Here is a 14,901-nt window from a genome sequence, read left to right on the forward strand (position 1 = left end):
GTGGTCGGCGAGATCGTCGACGCCGACCGGTTCGAAGGCGAGCATGTAGCGCCCGCTGAGGGCGACGAAGAGTCCGCCGACCAACCGCCAGCGGAGTGCGGTGCGGCTTGGCTCACCAATGAGATAGACTCTGTAAACCGGGCTGACGACGGTCCTGTCGAGTTCGACGAAGACCGAGAGCTGCCCGAGCCCGGTGACGTGACCGAACGGTTCTGGAATGAGTTTCCAGAGCTCGCCCGGATGCCGCTGTCGCACCAGCACAAACGCGGGCTTCGTCCCGTGCTACTCGAGAGAGATACTTCCGAGGAGTTCGTCGAGCCGATGGCCGAGGATCTGCCCGATGGCGCGAACCTCGAATCGCTCGACGATAAGCCCGAAGACTGGACCTCTGGCTTCGACGTTGAGCAAGAGAACGGCCGCAACCCCGTCACGTGGGGAGAGGCTGTGGTCCGGCTGCTCCAATCGCACGAGGACTGCCGGAACACGACCCTCCACTTGGAACGGGGCCGTCCTGGCGATCCAGGCCACGCGACCCACGACGTGGAAGCTGATAACCGGTGGATGCCGTCGTATCAGAAAACGAAGTTCGCCGAGATGAACGGCTGGTTTCGCGAGGTCGTCGGCGTCGGTGAACGTCCCTCGGGCGAGAGCCCGGACGGGATCATGGACGATCCGAACGTGGTGTTACTGACGCGCTCGGCGTCGTCTCGACCGGGGAAGTACAAACTTGGCCCCGTCGATCACGCCGACCAGCTTCGCGACAGTTGGAGCAACGGCGTTTATGACAAGATGCGCAATCACTTCCGAAGCCTCGGAGTGGATTGGCAGTACGATAAGCGAGTCGAACCCCACCCAGGCGACGGTGAAAATCAGTGCTATCCTCACGAGCACGTCGTTCTGCTGATCGACTCGCCCGATCTCCAGCTGTCGGATCTCCGCCCGATCATCGAGGAGCACGTCGAGGTGTGTGACGCAGCTGGCGCAGCTGCGCACGATCTCGACGTTGCGGATTGGGATGCTAACCGCGAAGACGTCGGGACCGTCGAGATACGGAAACCCGACGAGATTGACAATCTCGCGTCCTACGTCTGCGATTACGCGAGTATCGAACCCGCCGATCTGCTCGAACGCGAGTTGCCGTATGTCGCCTTCGCGGCCGCGATGTGGTCGATCAACGCGCAAACGATTTCCCGGTCTGATGCCGCGTGCTGGGCGTCGACGGCGGATGCCTGTCGTCAGCGGTTCGAGCACTCACAGTGCGATCAGGATCTCGATCATGGCGAGGAGATTCGACGCAAGGAGATCCGCCAGCAACGGAAATTGGTCTGTGCCGAGTGCGGATCACCGCACGGGATCGACCAATCGCAAACGCTCGTCGAGGCGAAGTACGGCACTTCGAACGATGGCCCGACTGCCGTTGCTGACGGCGGTCGGGACTGGCATGAAGAGCGCGAGGAGGAGCTTCGCGAACGTTGGCCGTCGGCTAAGTCAGTGGCAGCGGTCGGTGAACAGCCGACTCGAACGGCGCGAGAAATTGAAAACCCCGACGAATCGGAGGATGGCAAGGCGATCACGGACCGCGATATACGGTACCTCCTGCGCGCCCTCGATCGAGACGTTCGGCGACCGGAGTGGATGAAAGCCGGGTGGATTCTCGAATCTGACCCCCGCTATCGCGCTGATACCGACGACCCGCTGGTCTACTCTGCGGATGACCGCGCGCCCGATCTCGATGACCCACTGCCGCGCATCGTCGTCTTCCTGAACGAACGGCATTCGATCCACCCTGATCGAATCGACGAGCTCGTACAACAGGAGCGAGCTGGCTACGATCCTGCGGACGACGTGGTGAGTGTCGAGCGGCCGCCTGCGTGGCGACTCGACGCAATCACGGTTCACGGTGAACGTCACTCTGTCGACGACGGTGGTGGCGGAGTGCAGCTCGTCGAGACGCACCTATCGGGCGAAGCCCTCAAAGAGTGGATTCGTCGCAATACGGAGATCGTCGAGATGGCCGCCGATACGAACGGCCAACTTCTCTGGAAGGATGGGCGCGTCCGACTCGGGTACGTACTCGAAAAACTCGCCCAACGCGCTGGTGCGTCGGTGAAACGTTGCAAGCACATCATCGAGGCGTTCGTCGACGTTCCCGAGCGCCCGCTCCCGTGGTGGGAACCCGGTTGCTGGGAGTGCGACGATGGCGAGTATGTGAGCGATTACGAGACGCGAACCTGGGAGTGTACGAACTGTGGCGACCAGTATCCAATTCAGTAAATCCGGTTTTGCCTAAGCTCACTCGCTCATTTTGTTTATTAATGTAGACAGAAACTGCATCTTTTCTTGATACTCAACTCCATGCCTAAGGAATGAAGCCATGTCGTCTAAATCCCAGTCGTCAAATTTCTGAATATATAGATATAAAAGTCCATCCAGCAACACTTTGGCTCCATTTCTATGTCCTCTATGAACCTCGGTTTTCAAACCTTCATGTACAAGTTTATGACGAATATTCTCAATCTCCTCGATGGCATCCCTCATTTCCGGAAGAAAGGAACTCTCACCATCGTGATGATAAGAGACAGCAAATTCTCCCCGGTCTACCATCTTTGAGGAGTTGCTGGTATTCGAGAGTATTTCAATTCCGCGCCAAAAACTAAAGAATGATTGCCTTACCGACCGTTCTGTCATTCCATCTTGGTAGGCTAGGAGTGCAGCGACGATGTGACCTTCATAAGTACCCTTCTCTGCGTCATAGTCAAATGTAGGAATTTCGCTAACATCGCTTATATCTGTCTGACTAAAATGGAATCTGCCTATGGACCGTCGATAATCATAGTCGACCATACGGTGTGTGACATAATCACCATCCTTGAACACAAGATAGAATGGTGGCTCTTGTAGCCTCGACCATTTTTCATTTGGTACTCTGTCCGAGCTCGCGGGTTGGGGCATATCGGAACCCCATAGATGATCAAAGAAATTGATCTCGGCAAATTTGATTTCAATGAGATTGCTGACTTCTAATAAGGGATAAAGCCGGTCTCTACCTTCAATATTGACTTTTAGATATGTCCATTCTCTTCTGTCAAGTGGATGGTCAGACTCGAAATCATTCGGTAGTTCGTCGAGGAGCGTACTAAAATTCGAATCCTCTGCTTCAATTGACGTATTTAGGTACGATTCCCATTCCTCATTGCCAATTTGCTCCGCTTTCGATCCGTAGAATTCAACTTGGTTGGGAAAGTGCTTGCTCCTCATCATTATCGGGAAGGCTATTGTATATGATTCCGGATCACCTCCCAACCAATCTGAGAACAGCTCTCCTTTCTTCCTATGGAATTCTCGGTTGAACTCGCTTTCTGACAGGTCCGTCCCCTCCTCTTCTGCGATCTCGATAAGCATCTCATGGAATTCGTTACAAATCCCTCTGTTCGTGAGCTTGTGTTCGTCTCTATTTATTCCAAAGTCTTGAACTGCTCTGAACAGAAATCTTCTAAAATTTGAACTTTGTCCAATTTTGACCTGATATTCTCCACTAAATGGGTCCTCATGGATTAGTTGATATGCGTCAAAGTAACCACTGTGCATAATTATGGTCTGGCTTCAAGAATGTTAAATTGATATCCTATATTTGATGGACATCATTGGAATGCCTCTCACTATGGATGATGCAATCCACGGGTACTCTTGTTCCTATCACAAATAAGTTAGACTTCTAGTTTTTCTTTTAGTTCCCTTCCGGTCGGACAGTCTACTGTACCGAGGTCAACTCGGTGCCCCGGATTCCCGTGAGGGGATCTGGGTCCGACCAACCAAATGGCGACGAATTCCGCCCTGCCCGAAGGGTACGAGACCGCAGAGGTACAGAACGACAACGACCGCGACGATGACGATCCCGTCGATCTCGCCGAGGCAGGCCCGCTCGTCGGGACTGTCGTCAACGTCAAGAGCGGCGAAGACGACCGCGGCGCCTGGCATCTTCTCACTGTCCTGACCGAAGACGACGGCCTGCAGAAGGTGTGGGCCAAGTGGGACGTGAAGCAGCACGTCAACGCTGGCCGCATCCACGAGGGAACCGACGTGTGCCTCTACGTCGACGAGGATGAGGAGCGATCGCTTCCCGATTCGGACGAGACCCAGCACCCGCACAAGGCGGCCTTCCCGGAGTCAGGCAACTGATGACCGCCTACCGTCACGCTGCTGCATCGAAGGCGAGCGACTACTACCAGCTTCGCACGCTCCCGGCACTCCTCGGGATCGTTTTCAGTGTCGCCTCAGCCTTCCAGTTCGGCGGCCTTGCAGCGCCGAGACTGCTGTGGGTCGACTACACGCTCACGTCGATCCACGCGACGGTGATCTCGCTCGTCGCCCTCGTGGTCGCGTTCATGAGTTCGAGGACGCGAGACTACGAGGAGTACGCACGCTGGGAGCAGGCGCTGATCGCAGGTGGTCCTATCCTGATCCTCGCCCATCAGTTCGTTCCCGGTGTCGCCGGACTGATCGGGACGGCTGACTGGCTCAGTGCGACCGCCTTCCTCGTAACGTTCGGCTCGTGGGGGTCAGCAGTCAGATGACCGAACTCGAGCTGGACAAGGAGCTGGTGCTGGCGCTCCCGACCTTCATCATCGGGTCGTGGGGCGCCCTCGGTGTCGTATCGAATCCCGTCGGCGTGAACCTCGCACAGGTCGTGTGGTCGAGCAGCGGGATCGTGCTGTCCGTCGGCGCTATCCTGCAGCTCGTTGCGCTCGCCGCGGTCATCTTCAACCGCGACAAGGGCTTCCGTGATATGCTCGGCCCCGTCGAGGCGTGGATTGCCTACGCTACGATGGGGTTCGTGATCGCGCCGCCGATCATCCCGCACGTCGCGGACGCCGTGCAGATCGAGGCGATCGCGCTCCCGGTCTTCTTCATTCAGACTGCCGGGTTCGTCTTCGTCTCGATGCTCAACTGACTATGAGTGCCAACACTCCCCGCGAGAGCGGGAACGACTCGCGTACAGTTCGACAGACCGCTGTCCCCGCCGGTTCGGTGATCCACCGATGACGTTGGGCAACGCCGACGCAGAGGCCGCCCAGCGGCTCCTCGCGTGGGGCCTGCTCGTCGTGTCAATAATCGGTGTCGTCGGCCTCGCGGTCGCCTTCGGGACCGGTGCCGTCGACGCCGCGGAGCTTGGCCCCGAGAACGTCACCGTCACCGAGGAGACCGACACTGTCGAAGTAACGGTCGCGTTCAACGACTCGATCGACGATGCGAACGCGACGGTCACCGCTGATCTCGTCGCGCCGGACGGGAACGTCACTCAGAACATGACCGTCAACGGCTCCGCTGGTGGTACGTCCGTACAGTCGTTCGTGCTGGGTGAGAACGCGACGGTCGGAAACTACTCGGTCCAGTTCGCTGGCGACCCTGGTGCCGTCGATTCGTACTCCGCCGAATCCGCGCAGACTGAAAGCGGTGCAGTCGGCGGCTCTGGTGCTGGCCTCCTTGAGGACCGCCGAACGGTCGGCGGCCTCGTCGGTGGCGTCGTGATCGTGCTGGCAGCGTTCGGCCTCGCGTGGAGGGAGTCGGGCCGATGAGCGCCCAGCCCCAGGTCTCCCGGCGCCGCGCCATGCAGCTGATGGGGGCAACTGCCGCCGCAGCTGCTGGCGCTGCCCCGGCGACCGCACAGAACGAGACCGACGGCTCCGACGGGACGGAGGAGACGACGTTCAGCCCGCCGCAGAACTTCATGGGCTCGTCGGTGCAGACCATCGGTGCGAACGCCGTCCTGATCGAGATGCTGAACGATCCCGATGAGGGCGCGTTCGGTACGTGGAAGGACGTCATGTCCACGATGGGCGCACCGTACTTCATCGAGGAGTTCGACGACTCCACAGCTGAGAATCTGCAAGCCGACGCCGTTCTCAAGCTCTCTACGATGGGGAACCGCGATCACCACGTCCTGACGAACATCTGGAACGTGGTGCTGCAGGCACGCAACAACGCGTGGCTCGAAGGGCTCGTCGGCTTCCTCGACGCGATCGAGGCGAGCAAGACCGAGGACGAGACTATGGATGCCGCTGAGGCAGCCGTCAGCAACTACTACGCGATCCCGCAGAACAACCACTTCGCGTACTGGCAGGAGCAGATGAACGAGATCGAGGCCCTGAGTGTCGCCCTCCACGAGGGCCTTTCTGACCCCGACAGTCACCTCTACAACGGCGGCGGTCTGTCGTGGGGCGGAAGTGGCGGCTGGGCCAGCAGCGTCTCGAAAGACATCGCGTTCGTCGACCAGGAGGTTACGCTCGTCGACGGCTCCACGATGACGCTCAACTGCCCAGAGTTCAGCTACAGCTACGACTGGGACTACGACGATGGCGGTGCCGACGGGAGCGATTCGTTCTCCCTCGTGTTCCGTCCGGACCAGTGGACGTCTCTGAGCTACTCCGGCGGTCGCGACACTGCCGTCGCGACTCGTCCTCGGTTCAACGCCAAGACGGACGGTGGCGTCCAAACGTTCTGGGGAGCTGCTGACAAGACTCACCCGACCAGCTATTCGGAGGCAGAGTCAGCAAGCACTGACTTCACCGACTGGGCGATGTTCAACCAGCACGCCGTCATCGGCGATTGGATCGTCCAAGAGCATGATCGCATGGTCGATCAGATCCGTCAGTGGGCGCTCAACGCCTATGGCAAAATCGCCGCTGGAGAACTCTCGACCGAACAGATCATCGCCAATAATCCGATGCTGGCTGCCTCGGAGTATGCAACTGACTACGAGAACACCGGCCACTACACGTACGCTGCGGCCTCGTTCGCGTCGATGGGGATGGCCCACTCGCTGCCCCACGAGATGGTCGTCGAGCTCCACGATGGCACCGAGCTGCGCGGCACGATGCTCGTCGACAACGAGGATTTCTCCGTCGACGTGGGATCGACCGTTGACCCTGCCGATCTCGGCGGCAAGGTGTACTTCGCGTTCGCCTCTGAATCGGCTAGCCGGCAGCTCCATGCCGACGAGTTCCGCACGGCTATCGACGGTGGCGAACTGTTGATTCACCAGCGCCCGATTCAGGGCACGATCTACCAGCTCCAGACGGCCGCCGGAGAGGCCATCGAGATCACTCCTGATCGTTTCATCCCGGTCGATGAGAGCAAGCACCTCGATCCCGAGGCTACGACGGACTACACCGTCGACCTCGAGGACGACCTCGAAAGCCCGATCACTGAGGTCGAGTCGATCACCCTCACGTACCCAAAGGGAACGGGCGATTCGATGATACGTATCGCCAACCCGTTCACCATCCTCGAAGCGTACGATCGCGACAGTGGCGAACCCGTCGACACTGTCGAGGGACAGGGCACGACGGACCTGAGTTCGACGGAGACGCAATTCACGCAGGAGGATCTGGACGCGTTCATCGCGACGATGGAGTCGATTCACGACGAGTCCGGCCCGTCGTACTCCGGCGGTGGCGGTCCACTCTGGACCGGCATGGACTGGTCGTGGCTCCCCGACCTGCCGGATGGAAACGATCCGTTCCTCCGGAAGCTCGCGATCGTCGTCGCTGCCGGTATCGGCGTCGGTGGTGCAGCACTCGGAATCAGCAAGTTCTCCGGAGATGATGGCCGTGCGCGCCGGTAAGCTGCTCGCGGCCACGGTCGTTCTCGGCTCTCTCTTTCTTTTGGTCGCTGCCCCACCAGTAGCAGCACAGAGCGCCGACGCGAACGCGTCCGATCCGTGCGCCGACGAACGAATCGACCGCGTCACCTATCTCTGCTCCGCCGAGCTCGACGATGGCGAGGCGGTGCTTACGCTTCGATCGACGGCGAGCCAGACGATCACGTTGACCGACGCTGCCGACTTCTCGTCCGGTGGCCTCGCTGATCAGCGCGACGTCGAGGTCGACGCGGGCGAGACGGTCACCGTCCGGTTCGAGCTCGAGGAGACCGATACCGGCATGTCCGGTGTCGGGATTGACACGGAGTTCGCGCTCTACTCGGTCGTGTTCTCCCAGCACCGCGAGCTGATCGGTGGCCCGTGGTCTGCCTTCGATGCTCAGCTGACTGGCGTCGGCGCCGGATCCGGTGCCGCACTCGGCGCTCTCGTGACGGTCCTGCGTCGGAAGAACGGCGAGTCAGAACCTGAACCGAGGCGGTTAGCGTGAACGTCTCTCTGAACACTTCTGACAAGAGCTGGTCCGAGCGGTTGTTCGGCTGGTTCATCGCGCGGTTCTGGGTGCTCTTCGTAGCCACGTCGTTCATGTTCCTCCTGATCTCGTGGCTGGGCCTGATCGGCATTCCGCGTCGACTCCAGATTCCGTACCTCGCGCTGATCTGCGGGATTCCCTTCGGCGTGCTCGCCGGGTACCGGATAAACGGCTACTTCCCGGAACCCCAGTATCACTACGTCAACGACGTCGAGGCGCCCGGCGCCGCTGACGACGACGCGGCGCTCTACGAGTTCCCCGAAACCGACTTCCAGCAACTGGAGGTCAAAGAGGACTCCCTCGAAGACTGGGCGACGCGTCTTCACGCCGGGAAGGGCGTCGACAAGGACGCGTTGACCGTCGAGGAAGGCACCTGGCCCGCCTCGAAGACCGATCGCGAGCTGATGGAAGACTACGGTGCGATCCAGGAGCTGCGCACGCAGCTCGAAGAAGACGCGAAGATCGGCTTCGCCTACAAGACCCAAGGCTGGGGCATCGTCCGCAACGCGGTCACCGGGACGTTCCTGTCCCTCGTCGACACGCTGAAAGCTGCCGAACTTCCCGACGAAGGCCAGTCACTCGACGATGCCGTCGACGGTGCGCTCGAACAGTTCGATCTCGATCGCGACGACGACGGCGACCAGGAGGACGGCGACGACGTCGAGGACGATCTCGACGATGCGGCGCCCCCGGAGCTGGAAGCCCTCGCCGAGGTGGAGCTGTCCAACGCCGTCGAGGATGCCACGGAGGGCGCCGATGACTGAATCCGACGAGCACCTGCTCACCGCGGCCAAGATCGCGGAGATCGCGGCCGGTAACATCGACTCCGACCTGTCGCTTCGCGGCCACGCGGCCAACGTCGTCGACGACGATCACTCCCGAAGCCTCTCCTTCATGGAGCGGGCGATGGGCGAGCCCGTCGATAGCACCGACTGGGGCGCTGAAGTGGTCGCGAGTCTGCAGACGGACGGCGCGAATGCGGCCCTTCGGGACGGCCGAAGCGATCTCCTGAGCGGGCTCGTCGGGATCACCGAGCAGGATCTCGACGCCAGTTCGCTACGCCTGCCTGTGCAGCTGCTCGCCGAGCTCGAGAACGACGGCGCGCCCGCGTTCCTGACGATTGCGGGGAACCCGAACACAGGCAAAACGAATCTCGGCTTCATGGCTGGCGAGCTGCGGGAAGCGCAGCTCGACGAGTATCTGATCATCTCGAACGTGTCGACCTCGACGTCGACCGACATTGTCGTGACTTCCGCGTATGATCTGCTGGTGGCACTGCTGGAGCACCGAGAGACGCCGAAGGCGGTGATCCTCGACGAGGGTTCGACCCACCTGGACGCGTCTGTCTACGGGTACGCGGTTCGGACGCAGCTGACGCCGATGGCGAAGCGATTCGCGAAGCTCGGAGTAGACGTCTTCGCGGCCATCGGTCACACTGGGAAGGATATCGACCCGGAGTGCAAGCGCCTCACGACGCTCGCGGCGTTCAAAAGCGAACGAACGACGGCCGAGTTCTACGAGAAATGGCCCGCTGATTCTGACGCCCCTACTGGGCGGATGTTTGGCGGTCCTGTCGAGGAGATCGAGCCTGCCGTCGACGAGTACGCGCCTGACGACGCTGCGCCGTGGGCCTGGAACCTCCCGGAAGGAATCTTCTCCAGAGACCTCGATTGGCCCGAGTTACTTGAGTGGCTTCGCGATGCTGGACCAGCTGAGTCCTGAACCGCTCTCCACCCACCTACCCACCTCCCCAATTCGTCCGGTGGGTCGCCCTCGTGCCTGTTCCTGACAGTCCCTCCGTCAACTGAGATACACGTCTGAGACCTCTCTCCGTGCTCCTGCACGTGCCACCGCAAGCGAGTACGCGGGCGATGGCCCCCTCCCATGGGGGCTGGAGCCCGCGCACGCAGCGCATCCCCTGACCGAAGGGAAGGGGGACGACAATGCGGTGTAGTTGCGATATGATTTGAGAATCGACTGTCCCCTACTCGATACCTTTCACACGGTCCAATTCGGGAGTCCACATGTCTCCCGGAAAATTGAACTTGCCAGTAATAGTCTGGTCCCCTCGGTCATCCCCCACGATAATATTCAATTCCCCGGTTTCTGTATCGAAATGACCGGAGAACGAAATGTCCAGTTGGAGGTTGTTCCTCTGTATTTCATTTATCATAATATTCGTTTCAAACTCTCTATCCGTGTGCTCCATGTCTGCTCGAAGGTCGACTTCGAAATCATGGCCCTGTGTCTCAACGTATAGATCTGCAGAGAATTGACTCCGATCAACTGTTGGCTGTAGGCCCGTTGGGATGACTGTGGTGTCTCCATCCTCAACCGTGAACTGTCCGCTCGTGTACATCGAATCGACCATGATATCAAAAAGTTCTTAGATAATAAAAGGCTGCTGCCGAAGCTTTATGCATATCAGCATATTATTTTAATGCCGATAGGCAATCCGCCTTTATTGATGACCTTATCTTAGACAATACCAAATATCAAGGTCGTATCCCAAAAAGCAGTCTTGTTTTCCCGACGATCAAACGGAAGCCCAAAGCAAGAACATAACGACTGCGAAGGCGATCAACATGGTTCCCTTGATATATAGAAAATTCATGCTTCTTCTTCTTTCTTGGCTTCGCCAAGATGTTTCTTCTTGTATTGTCCAATAAGTTGAGTATATATCATGTGCTCCCCATGACATAACACCTATGCTGAATATTAAATTCCCTAGGTTCACGGGGGTCGTAGCTGCCCCAACCTTTGATTCAAAAAATAACGAGGGCACTAGGATAGCGAGACCTGCACCTGACAAAAATTTGTAGAGCGTGCTGTAGTTCAGCTCGACCAGAGGCCTTCCCTCTGCCATTCTACTCATCCTCCAGTTCATCAAGGAGATCTTGAATAACGTCATCAAAGCTGTCCCCTGGTTCTTTACGCATCGTTAGGCGCTTCCAAGTTTCACGACGCACCTCGATATTCGTCTTATCGTCGGCCATTGATCCCCTTTGGCAGGTGTGAACCTTTAGCCCTGGTAAGCTGTGGCTACTGTGGCTACCAAAGAGATAAGGCACCACAGCAGCCACAACACCACAGGAAGCAGTGTCGTCACTATCGAAGTGCGGAAAGCAGCCGGGAGAGAGCCCGGCTGGTGATGACTGCTTCCTAGCTGCCCGAAAGGAAGCATGCAACGATCACGCCCAACCGGGCATAAACCCCCGGACTGGAACCGCTGTCGAACAGTTTCACTTTCACTGATGGCCTTTGGCCGATCACCTCTACCAGTGGCATCTACCATCCGGTGGATGCCTGCGACGAAGAGAGAAATTCGGTTGTCGAATAGCGCCGACCGCTGGCGGTTCTGCTGCCCTGCAGGCCACCGGTCGTGGGAACCGACCAATAACCATTTCTGGTGCCAACAGTGCGCTTCGCGTCCTGTCGGCCCAGATCCGGAGTTCTACGAACTCCACGATCGCAAGACCGACGAGCTGATCGAGCGCGATCAGATCGAGGTCGTCGAGGATGGCGGCCTGGAGGTCGAGGCGTGACCGAGGACGATCTCGACCCGATCCCGCCAGCTGAAGCACTACCGCTCTACCTCGATCACCGCGAACCCGAGGTATCCGAAAAGACACTCCTGAACCACGAGTATCGTCTCGAAACGTTCTGTGAGTTCTGTGGCGAGTTCGGTATCGAAACGCTCGACGAGCTGAGCCCACGGGACATTCATCAGTTCCGCTCGTGGCGTCGACGCGAGGGGAACGTCGCGACGATCACCCTGCGCGGTGAGCTTGCGACGCTCCGCGTGTTCCTCGAGTTCTGTGCTGACCTGAACTTCGTTCCCGAGGGAATGCGCGAGCGCGTCAAACTGCCCTCGATCGACCGCTCTGACGAGGCGCGCGACGTGAAGCTCCCCGCTGACCGTGCCGAGGACATCCTTCAGTACATGGAGCGGTACGAGTACGCCAGTCGGGATCACGTCATCGTCGCGATCCTCTGGCATACTGGAATCCGCATGGGCGCGCTTCGCGCCCTGGACGTCGACGACTTCGACCAGGAGGCCCAGTGCCTCGATCTCCGTCATCGACCGGAGTCGGGCACGCCGCTGAAGAACGGCGAAGCAGCTGGCCGCTCGATCGCGGTCGGCGACTACTACACTGGCGTCCTGCAGGACTACCTGCAGAACAATCGCCATTCGATCACTGACGACGACGGCCGCCGTCCGCTGATCTCGTCGACGCACGGCCGTCTGTCGCCGACCGGCATCCGCGACACCATCTACCGGTGGAGTCGCCCCTGTCAGGTCGGCAAGGACTGTCCGCACGATCGAGACGTCGAGGAGTGCGAGGCGATCAACCCGAAAGCCGCGTCTAAGTGTCCATCGAGTCGGTCGCCTCACGGCGTCCGTCGCGGTGCGATAACGCACCACCTTCGGACGGGCACGCCCGAACGCGTCGTTTCGGACCGGATGAACGTCTCTTCTGACGTTCTCGATCAGCACTACGATCGCCGTACGGATCGCGAGAAAATGGAGCTGCGGCGCGGTCACCTTCCAGACTCATGAGCAAACACGTTCCAACAGCGCTGAGTTCAGTCGTATCGACCTTCGAATCAGCTACCGCGGCGAGTACCGAATCGGGCATTCCCCGCCGAGTCCACTCGTTTCCTTCGCTCACTGCGTTCGCTCAGTCACTCGTGAACTCGGCGTACCTCGCAAACGCTTCGCGTTTGCTCAGTCCCGCCGAGTCCACTCCACTCAAGAATCCTCTCGAAGCGACTGGATTGTGGAGGATCGGAGCTCGGGCCGGTACTACGTGGACTTCGTACATTGGGCTCCAGGAGCGTACCGGCGTCGCTCGGTCTGGTTTCAGTGCGCGGAGACGTCGGAGACGACGTTCAGGAAGTACACGCCGCCGAGAATGAGCGCGATCCCGAGCACTCCGGCGAGGTCCATGGACTCGTCGAACGCGACGATGCCGATCGCCGCGATGCCGACGATTCCCAGCGCCGCCCACGTCGCGTACACCGTCCCGACCGGGAGCTCCTCGAGCGTCAGTGAGAGCAGGTAGAAGGCTGCTCCGTAGCCGAGCACGACCACGAGGCTGGGCACGGGGTTCGTGAACCCCTCCGAGAGCTTGAGCGCGGTCGTTCCGACGAGTTCCGAACAGATCGCGCCAGCGAGCAACGCGTAGGGATGCATACGGCCCGCTGTGTGGCCCTCGACTATTGGCGTACTGCAATCGGCTCCAACTTCCGGTCCGTTGCAAAGGGTCGGCCGATCCGCCTGGCAGCGCCAGCGGCGTCACGCGGGATATTTGCCGTGCGCGTCGAAACGGCGATGTATGACTTCGCTCGGCGAACTCGGTCTCTCGAGCTACGAAGAGAAGGTCTACCGAACGCTGCTCGTCACCGGAGCGACGACGGCGTCGGATCTCTCGACGGCCAGCGACGTCCCGCGCGGGCGCATCTACGACGTGCTCAACGGGCTCGAATCGCGCCAACTCGTCCGCTCGCAGGCCACCGACCCGACGCGGTATCTCGCGGTCGAGCCCGAAACTGCGGTGGACCGACTCCTCGAGGAGCGCGTGTGCGAGCTTGATCGAGAGCGAGCCCGGTACAGGGAGGTGGCCGAAACGGCTCGCTCGGATCTGCTCCCGGAGCCGCCGGCCGACGGCAGCGTCTGGCTCGGTGCACTCGGCAGCGACGCGATGGTCGACGCGCTGCGACAGCACACGCACACGGCGGAGGCGTCCATCCACGCACTCGTGGGGCCGCCGTACGAACACGCGTCCTGGGAGACGCTGCAAACGGAGTTCGAATCGTTCTTCGAGGGAGCCGGTGACGAGGTCGACGTCTCGCTGGTCGTCACCGACAGGCTGCTCGAGGTCGTTCCCGACTCGTTCCCGGGGCTCGTTGCCGAGCAGTCGCCGAACGTCGACGTCAGGGCACTCCCCGACATTCCGCTCTCCTTCGACGTCGTCGATCGCGCGTCGGCGACGGTCGACGTCCTCCATCCTCGCTCACCGGCCGATCGGCTCGGCGTACTCGGCGTGAACGCCGGCGACGTCGTCGAGGAACTCGAAGCGCAGTTCCAGGCGGCGTGGGAGGACGCGGTGCCGGTCCTGGAGTGATCAGTACCCCGTCGATCCGTCGTTCCCGTCGCCACCCGATCCGTTCGACGATTCACTGCCAGGTCGGATCGGTTCGCCACTCGGGTCGAGTACCCACCAGACGTCGTTGACGCCCTGCCCCGTGGCGTCGCCCGGTTCCGAATCGCCCTGCCAGTAGTACAGTGGCCACCCGTTCGCGGCGACCTGCGTGCTTCCATCTGCGCGCTCGAAGGTGGTGAGTTCGGCGTCGACGTCGTCGCCTGCCATCGCGTCGCCCTCCACCGTCAGCGGCGGCCAGTTGGCAGCACAGCCGTCCGTACAGGTGCTCGCGCCAGCGCCCTGCTCATCGGAGTCGAACATGTAGAGCGTCATGCCGTCGCCGTCGACGAGGAGCTGCCCGTACTCGCCGTGCTCGGCCACGGCGACGGTTGCAGCAGTCTCGTTGCCTCCGTCGGTCGAGCCGTCGCCGTTCTCGTTGGTTGCTCCGTCATCCGTTCCTCCCTCGTCGTCCGTTCCCCCACCGCCGTCGTCGTCACCGACACAGCCTGCGAGCGATGCGCTCGCCGCGACCGCTGCCAGCCACGCTCGTCTGGTGGATGCCATGG

18 protein-coding genes are annotated in these 14,901 nt (G+C 60.2%); 12 read left to right on the top strand and 6 right to left on the bottom strand.

Annotated features, from left to right (window positions below; all coding sequences use genetic code 11):
- Complete coding sequence (locus ACZ5KP_RS14270) at positions 1 to 2,274, top strand: hypothetical protein (RefSeq protein WP_460918530.1); 2,274 nt, start codon at positions 1 to 3, stop codon at positions 2,272 to 2,274.
- A gap of 18 nt (positions 2,275 to 2,292) precedes the next feature.
- On the opposite strand, the gene ACZ5KP_RS14275 is transcribed toward ACZ5KP_RS14270, so the two are convergent.
- Positions 2,293 to 3,588: a hypothetical protein gene (locus ACZ5KP_RS14275; protein WP_460918532.1), complete on the bottom strand. Its 1,296-nt coding sequence runs from the start codon at positions 3,586 to 3,588 to the stop codon at positions 2,293 to 2,295.
- 228 nt (positions 3,589 to 3,816) lie between these two features.
- On the opposite strand from ACZ5KP_RS14275, the gene ACZ5KP_RS14280 reads away from it, so the two are divergent.
- From ACZ5KP_RS14280 to ACZ5KP_RS14315, 8 genes are all read left to right on the top strand, one after another.
- A complete protein-coding gene (locus tag ACZ5KP_RS14280; protein ID WP_460918533.1) occupies positions 3,817 to 4,179 on the top strand; it encodes a hypothetical protein in 363 nt (120 codons plus the stop codon).
- Complete coding sequence (locus ACZ5KP_RS14285; RefSeq protein WP_460918534.1) at positions 4,179 to 4,574, top strand: hypothetical protein; 396 nt, start codon at positions 4,179 to 4,181, stop codon at positions 4,572 to 4,574. Before ACZ5KP_RS14280 ends, ACZ5KP_RS14285 begins: the two co-directional genes overlap by 1 nt.
- Positions 4,571 to 4,951, top strand: a complete 381-nt coding sequence (locus tag ACZ5KP_RS14290) for a hypothetical protein (protein WP_460918535.1) — start codon at positions 4,571 to 4,573, stop codon at positions 4,949 to 4,951. Before ACZ5KP_RS14285 ends, ACZ5KP_RS14290 begins: the two co-directional genes overlap by 4 nt.
- An 88-nt stretch (positions 4,952 to 5,039) precedes the next feature.
- A complete protein-coding gene (locus ACZ5KP_RS14295) occupies positions 5,040 to 5,576 on the top strand; it encodes a hypothetical protein (protein ID WP_460918536.1) in 537 nt (178 codons plus the stop codon).
- Positions 5,573 to 7,624: a hypothetical protein gene (locus ACZ5KP_RS14300; protein WP_460918537.1), complete on the top strand. Its 2,052-nt coding sequence runs from the start codon at positions 5,573 to 5,575 to the stop codon at positions 7,622 to 7,624. Before ACZ5KP_RS14295 ends, ACZ5KP_RS14300 begins: the two co-directional genes overlap by 4 nt.
- Positions 7,611 to 8,147 carry a hypothetical protein gene (locus ACZ5KP_RS14305; RefSeq protein WP_460918538.1) on the top strand — a complete coding sequence of 179 codons (537 nt, stop codon included), beginning with the start codon at positions 7,611 to 7,613 and terminating at the stop codon, positions 8,145 to 8,147. The genes ACZ5KP_RS14300 and ACZ5KP_RS14305 overlap by 14 nt, the downstream gene beginning before the upstream one ends.
- Entirely contained in the window at positions 8,144 to 8,953 is an 810-nt protein-coding gene (locus ACZ5KP_RS14310) for a DUF8125 domain-containing protein (protein WP_460918539.1), read from the top strand. The genes ACZ5KP_RS14305 and ACZ5KP_RS14310 overlap by 4 nt, the downstream gene beginning before the upstream one ends.
- Complete coding sequence (locus ACZ5KP_RS14315) at positions 8,946 to 9,911, top strand: hypothetical protein (protein WP_460918540.1); 966 nt, start codon at positions 8,946 to 8,948, stop codon at positions 9,909 to 9,911. Before ACZ5KP_RS14310 ends, ACZ5KP_RS14315 begins: the two co-directional genes overlap by 8 nt.
- 262 nt (positions 9,912 to 10,173) lie before the next feature.
- Here ACZ5KP_RS14315 and ACZ5KP_RS14320 read toward each other — a convergent pair whose 3' ends face one another.
- The 3 genes from ACZ5KP_RS14320 to ACZ5KP_RS14330 form a co-directional block, all read right to left on the bottom strand.
- Positions 10,174 to 10,560, bottom strand: a complete 387-nt coding sequence (locus tag ACZ5KP_RS14320; protein WP_460918541.1) for a hypothetical protein — start codon at positions 10,558 to 10,560, stop codon at positions 10,174 to 10,176.
- A gap of 165 nt (positions 10,561 to 10,725) precedes the next feature.
- A complete protein-coding gene (locus ACZ5KP_RS14325; protein WP_460918543.1) occupies positions 10,726 to 11,055 on the bottom strand; it encodes a hypothetical protein in 330 nt (109 codons plus the stop codon).
- 1 nt (position 11,056) lies between these two features.
- Entirely contained in the window at positions 11,057 to 11,185 is a 129-nt protein-coding gene (locus ACZ5KP_RS14330; protein ID WP_460918545.1) for a DUF7557 family protein, read from the bottom strand.
- A 285-nt stretch (positions 11,186 to 11,470) separates the two neighbouring features.
- On the opposite strand from ACZ5KP_RS14330, the gene ACZ5KP_RS14335 reads away from it, so the two are divergent.
- Positions 11,471 to 11,734: a hypothetical protein gene (locus ACZ5KP_RS14335; protein WP_460918547.1), complete on the top strand. Its 264-nt coding sequence runs from the start codon at positions 11,471 to 11,473 to the stop codon at positions 11,732 to 11,734.
- Entirely contained in the window at positions 11,731 to 12,750 is a 1,020-nt protein-coding gene (locus ACZ5KP_RS14340) for a tyrosine-type recombinase/integrase (protein WP_460918548.1), read from the top strand. The genes ACZ5KP_RS14335 and ACZ5KP_RS14340 overlap by 4 nt, the downstream gene beginning before the upstream one ends.
- 303 nt (positions 12,751 to 13,053) lie before the next feature.
- Here ACZ5KP_RS14340 and ACZ5KP_RS14345 read toward each other — a convergent pair whose 3' ends face one another.
- Positions 13,054 to 13,386 (bottom strand): DMT family transporter, encoded by a 333-nt coding sequence (locus ACZ5KP_RS14345; protein WP_460918549.1) that lies wholly within the window; start codon positions 13,384 to 13,386, stop codon positions 13,054 to 13,056.
- A gap of 142 nt (positions 13,387 to 13,528) precedes the next feature.
- Between ACZ5KP_RS14345 and ACZ5KP_RS14350 the strand changes: the two genes are divergently transcribed.
- Entirely contained in the window at positions 13,529 to 14,317 is a 789-nt protein-coding gene (locus tag ACZ5KP_RS14350; RefSeq protein WP_460918551.1) for a TrmB family transcriptional regulator, read from the top strand.
- On the opposite strand, the gene ACZ5KP_RS14355 is transcribed toward ACZ5KP_RS14350, so the two are convergent.
- The gene (locus tag ACZ5KP_RS14355) at positions 14,318 to 14,899 is read right to left on the bottom strand and encodes a COG4315 family predicted lipoprotein (RefSeq protein WP_460918552.1); all 582 of its coding nucleotides are present in this window, start codon (positions 14,897 to 14,899) and stop codon (positions 14,318 to 14,320) included. It lies immediately after the preceding gene.
- Positions 14,900 to 14,901 lie beyond the last annotated feature (2 nt).

The organism is Salinarchaeum chitinilyticum (assembly GCF_055390775.1).

Excerpts from the sequence above, each read along its gene's own strand:
- ACZ5KP_RS14320 (WP_460918541.1), bottom strand. The coding sequence starts at position 10,560 with ATGGTCGATTCGATGTACACGAGCGGACAGTTCACGGTTGAGGATGGA.
- ACZ5KP_RS14350 (WP_460918551.1), top strand. The coding sequence starts at position 13,529 with ATGACTTCGCTCGGCGAACTCGGTCTCTCGAGCTACGAAGAGAAGGTC.
- ACZ5KP_RS14295 (WP_460918536.1), top strand. The coding sequence starts at position 5,040 with ATGACGTTGGGCAACGCCGACGCAGAGGCCGCCCAGCGGCTCCTCGCG.
- ACZ5KP_RS14355 (WP_460918552.1), bottom strand. The coding sequence starts at position 14,899 with ATGGCATCCACCAGACGAGCGTGGCTGGCAGCGGTCGCGGCGAGCGCA.
- ACZ5KP_RS14300 (WP_460918537.1), top strand. The coding sequence starts at position 5,573 with ATGAGCGCCCAGCCCCAGGTCTCCCGGCGCCGCGCCATGCAGCTGATG.
- ACZ5KP_RS14290 (WP_460918535.1), top strand. The coding sequence starts at position 4,571 with ATGACCGAACTCGAGCTGGACAAGGAGCTGGTGCTGGCGCTCCCGACC.
- ACZ5KP_RS14280 (WP_460918533.1), top strand. The coding sequence starts at position 3,817 with ATGGCGACGAATTCCGCCCTGCCCGAAGGGTACGAGACCGCAGAGGTA.
- ACZ5KP_RS14325 (WP_460918543.1), bottom strand. The coding sequence starts at position 11,055 with ATGGCAGAGGGAAGGCCTCTGGTCGAGCTGAACTACAGCACGCTCTAC.
- ACZ5KP_RS14315 (WP_460918540.1), top strand. The coding sequence starts at position 8,946 with ATGACTGAATCCGACGAGCACCTGCTCACCGCGGCCAAGATCGCGGAG.
- ACZ5KP_RS14275 (WP_460918532.1), bottom strand. The coding sequence starts at position 3,588 with ATGCACAGTGGTTACTTTGACGCATATCAACTAATCCATGAGGACCCA.
- ACZ5KP_RS14345 (WP_460918549.1), bottom strand. The coding sequence starts at position 13,386 with ATGCATCCCTACGCGTTGCTCGCTGGCGCGATCTGTTCGGAACTCGTC.
- ACZ5KP_RS14285 (WP_460918534.1), top strand. The coding sequence starts at position 4,179 with ATGACCGCCTACCGTCACGCTGCTGCATCGAAGGCGAGCGACTACTAC.
- ACZ5KP_RS14330 (WP_460918545.1), bottom strand. The coding sequence starts at position 11,185 with ATGGCCGACGATAAGACGAATATCGAGGTGCGTCGTGAAACTTGGAAG.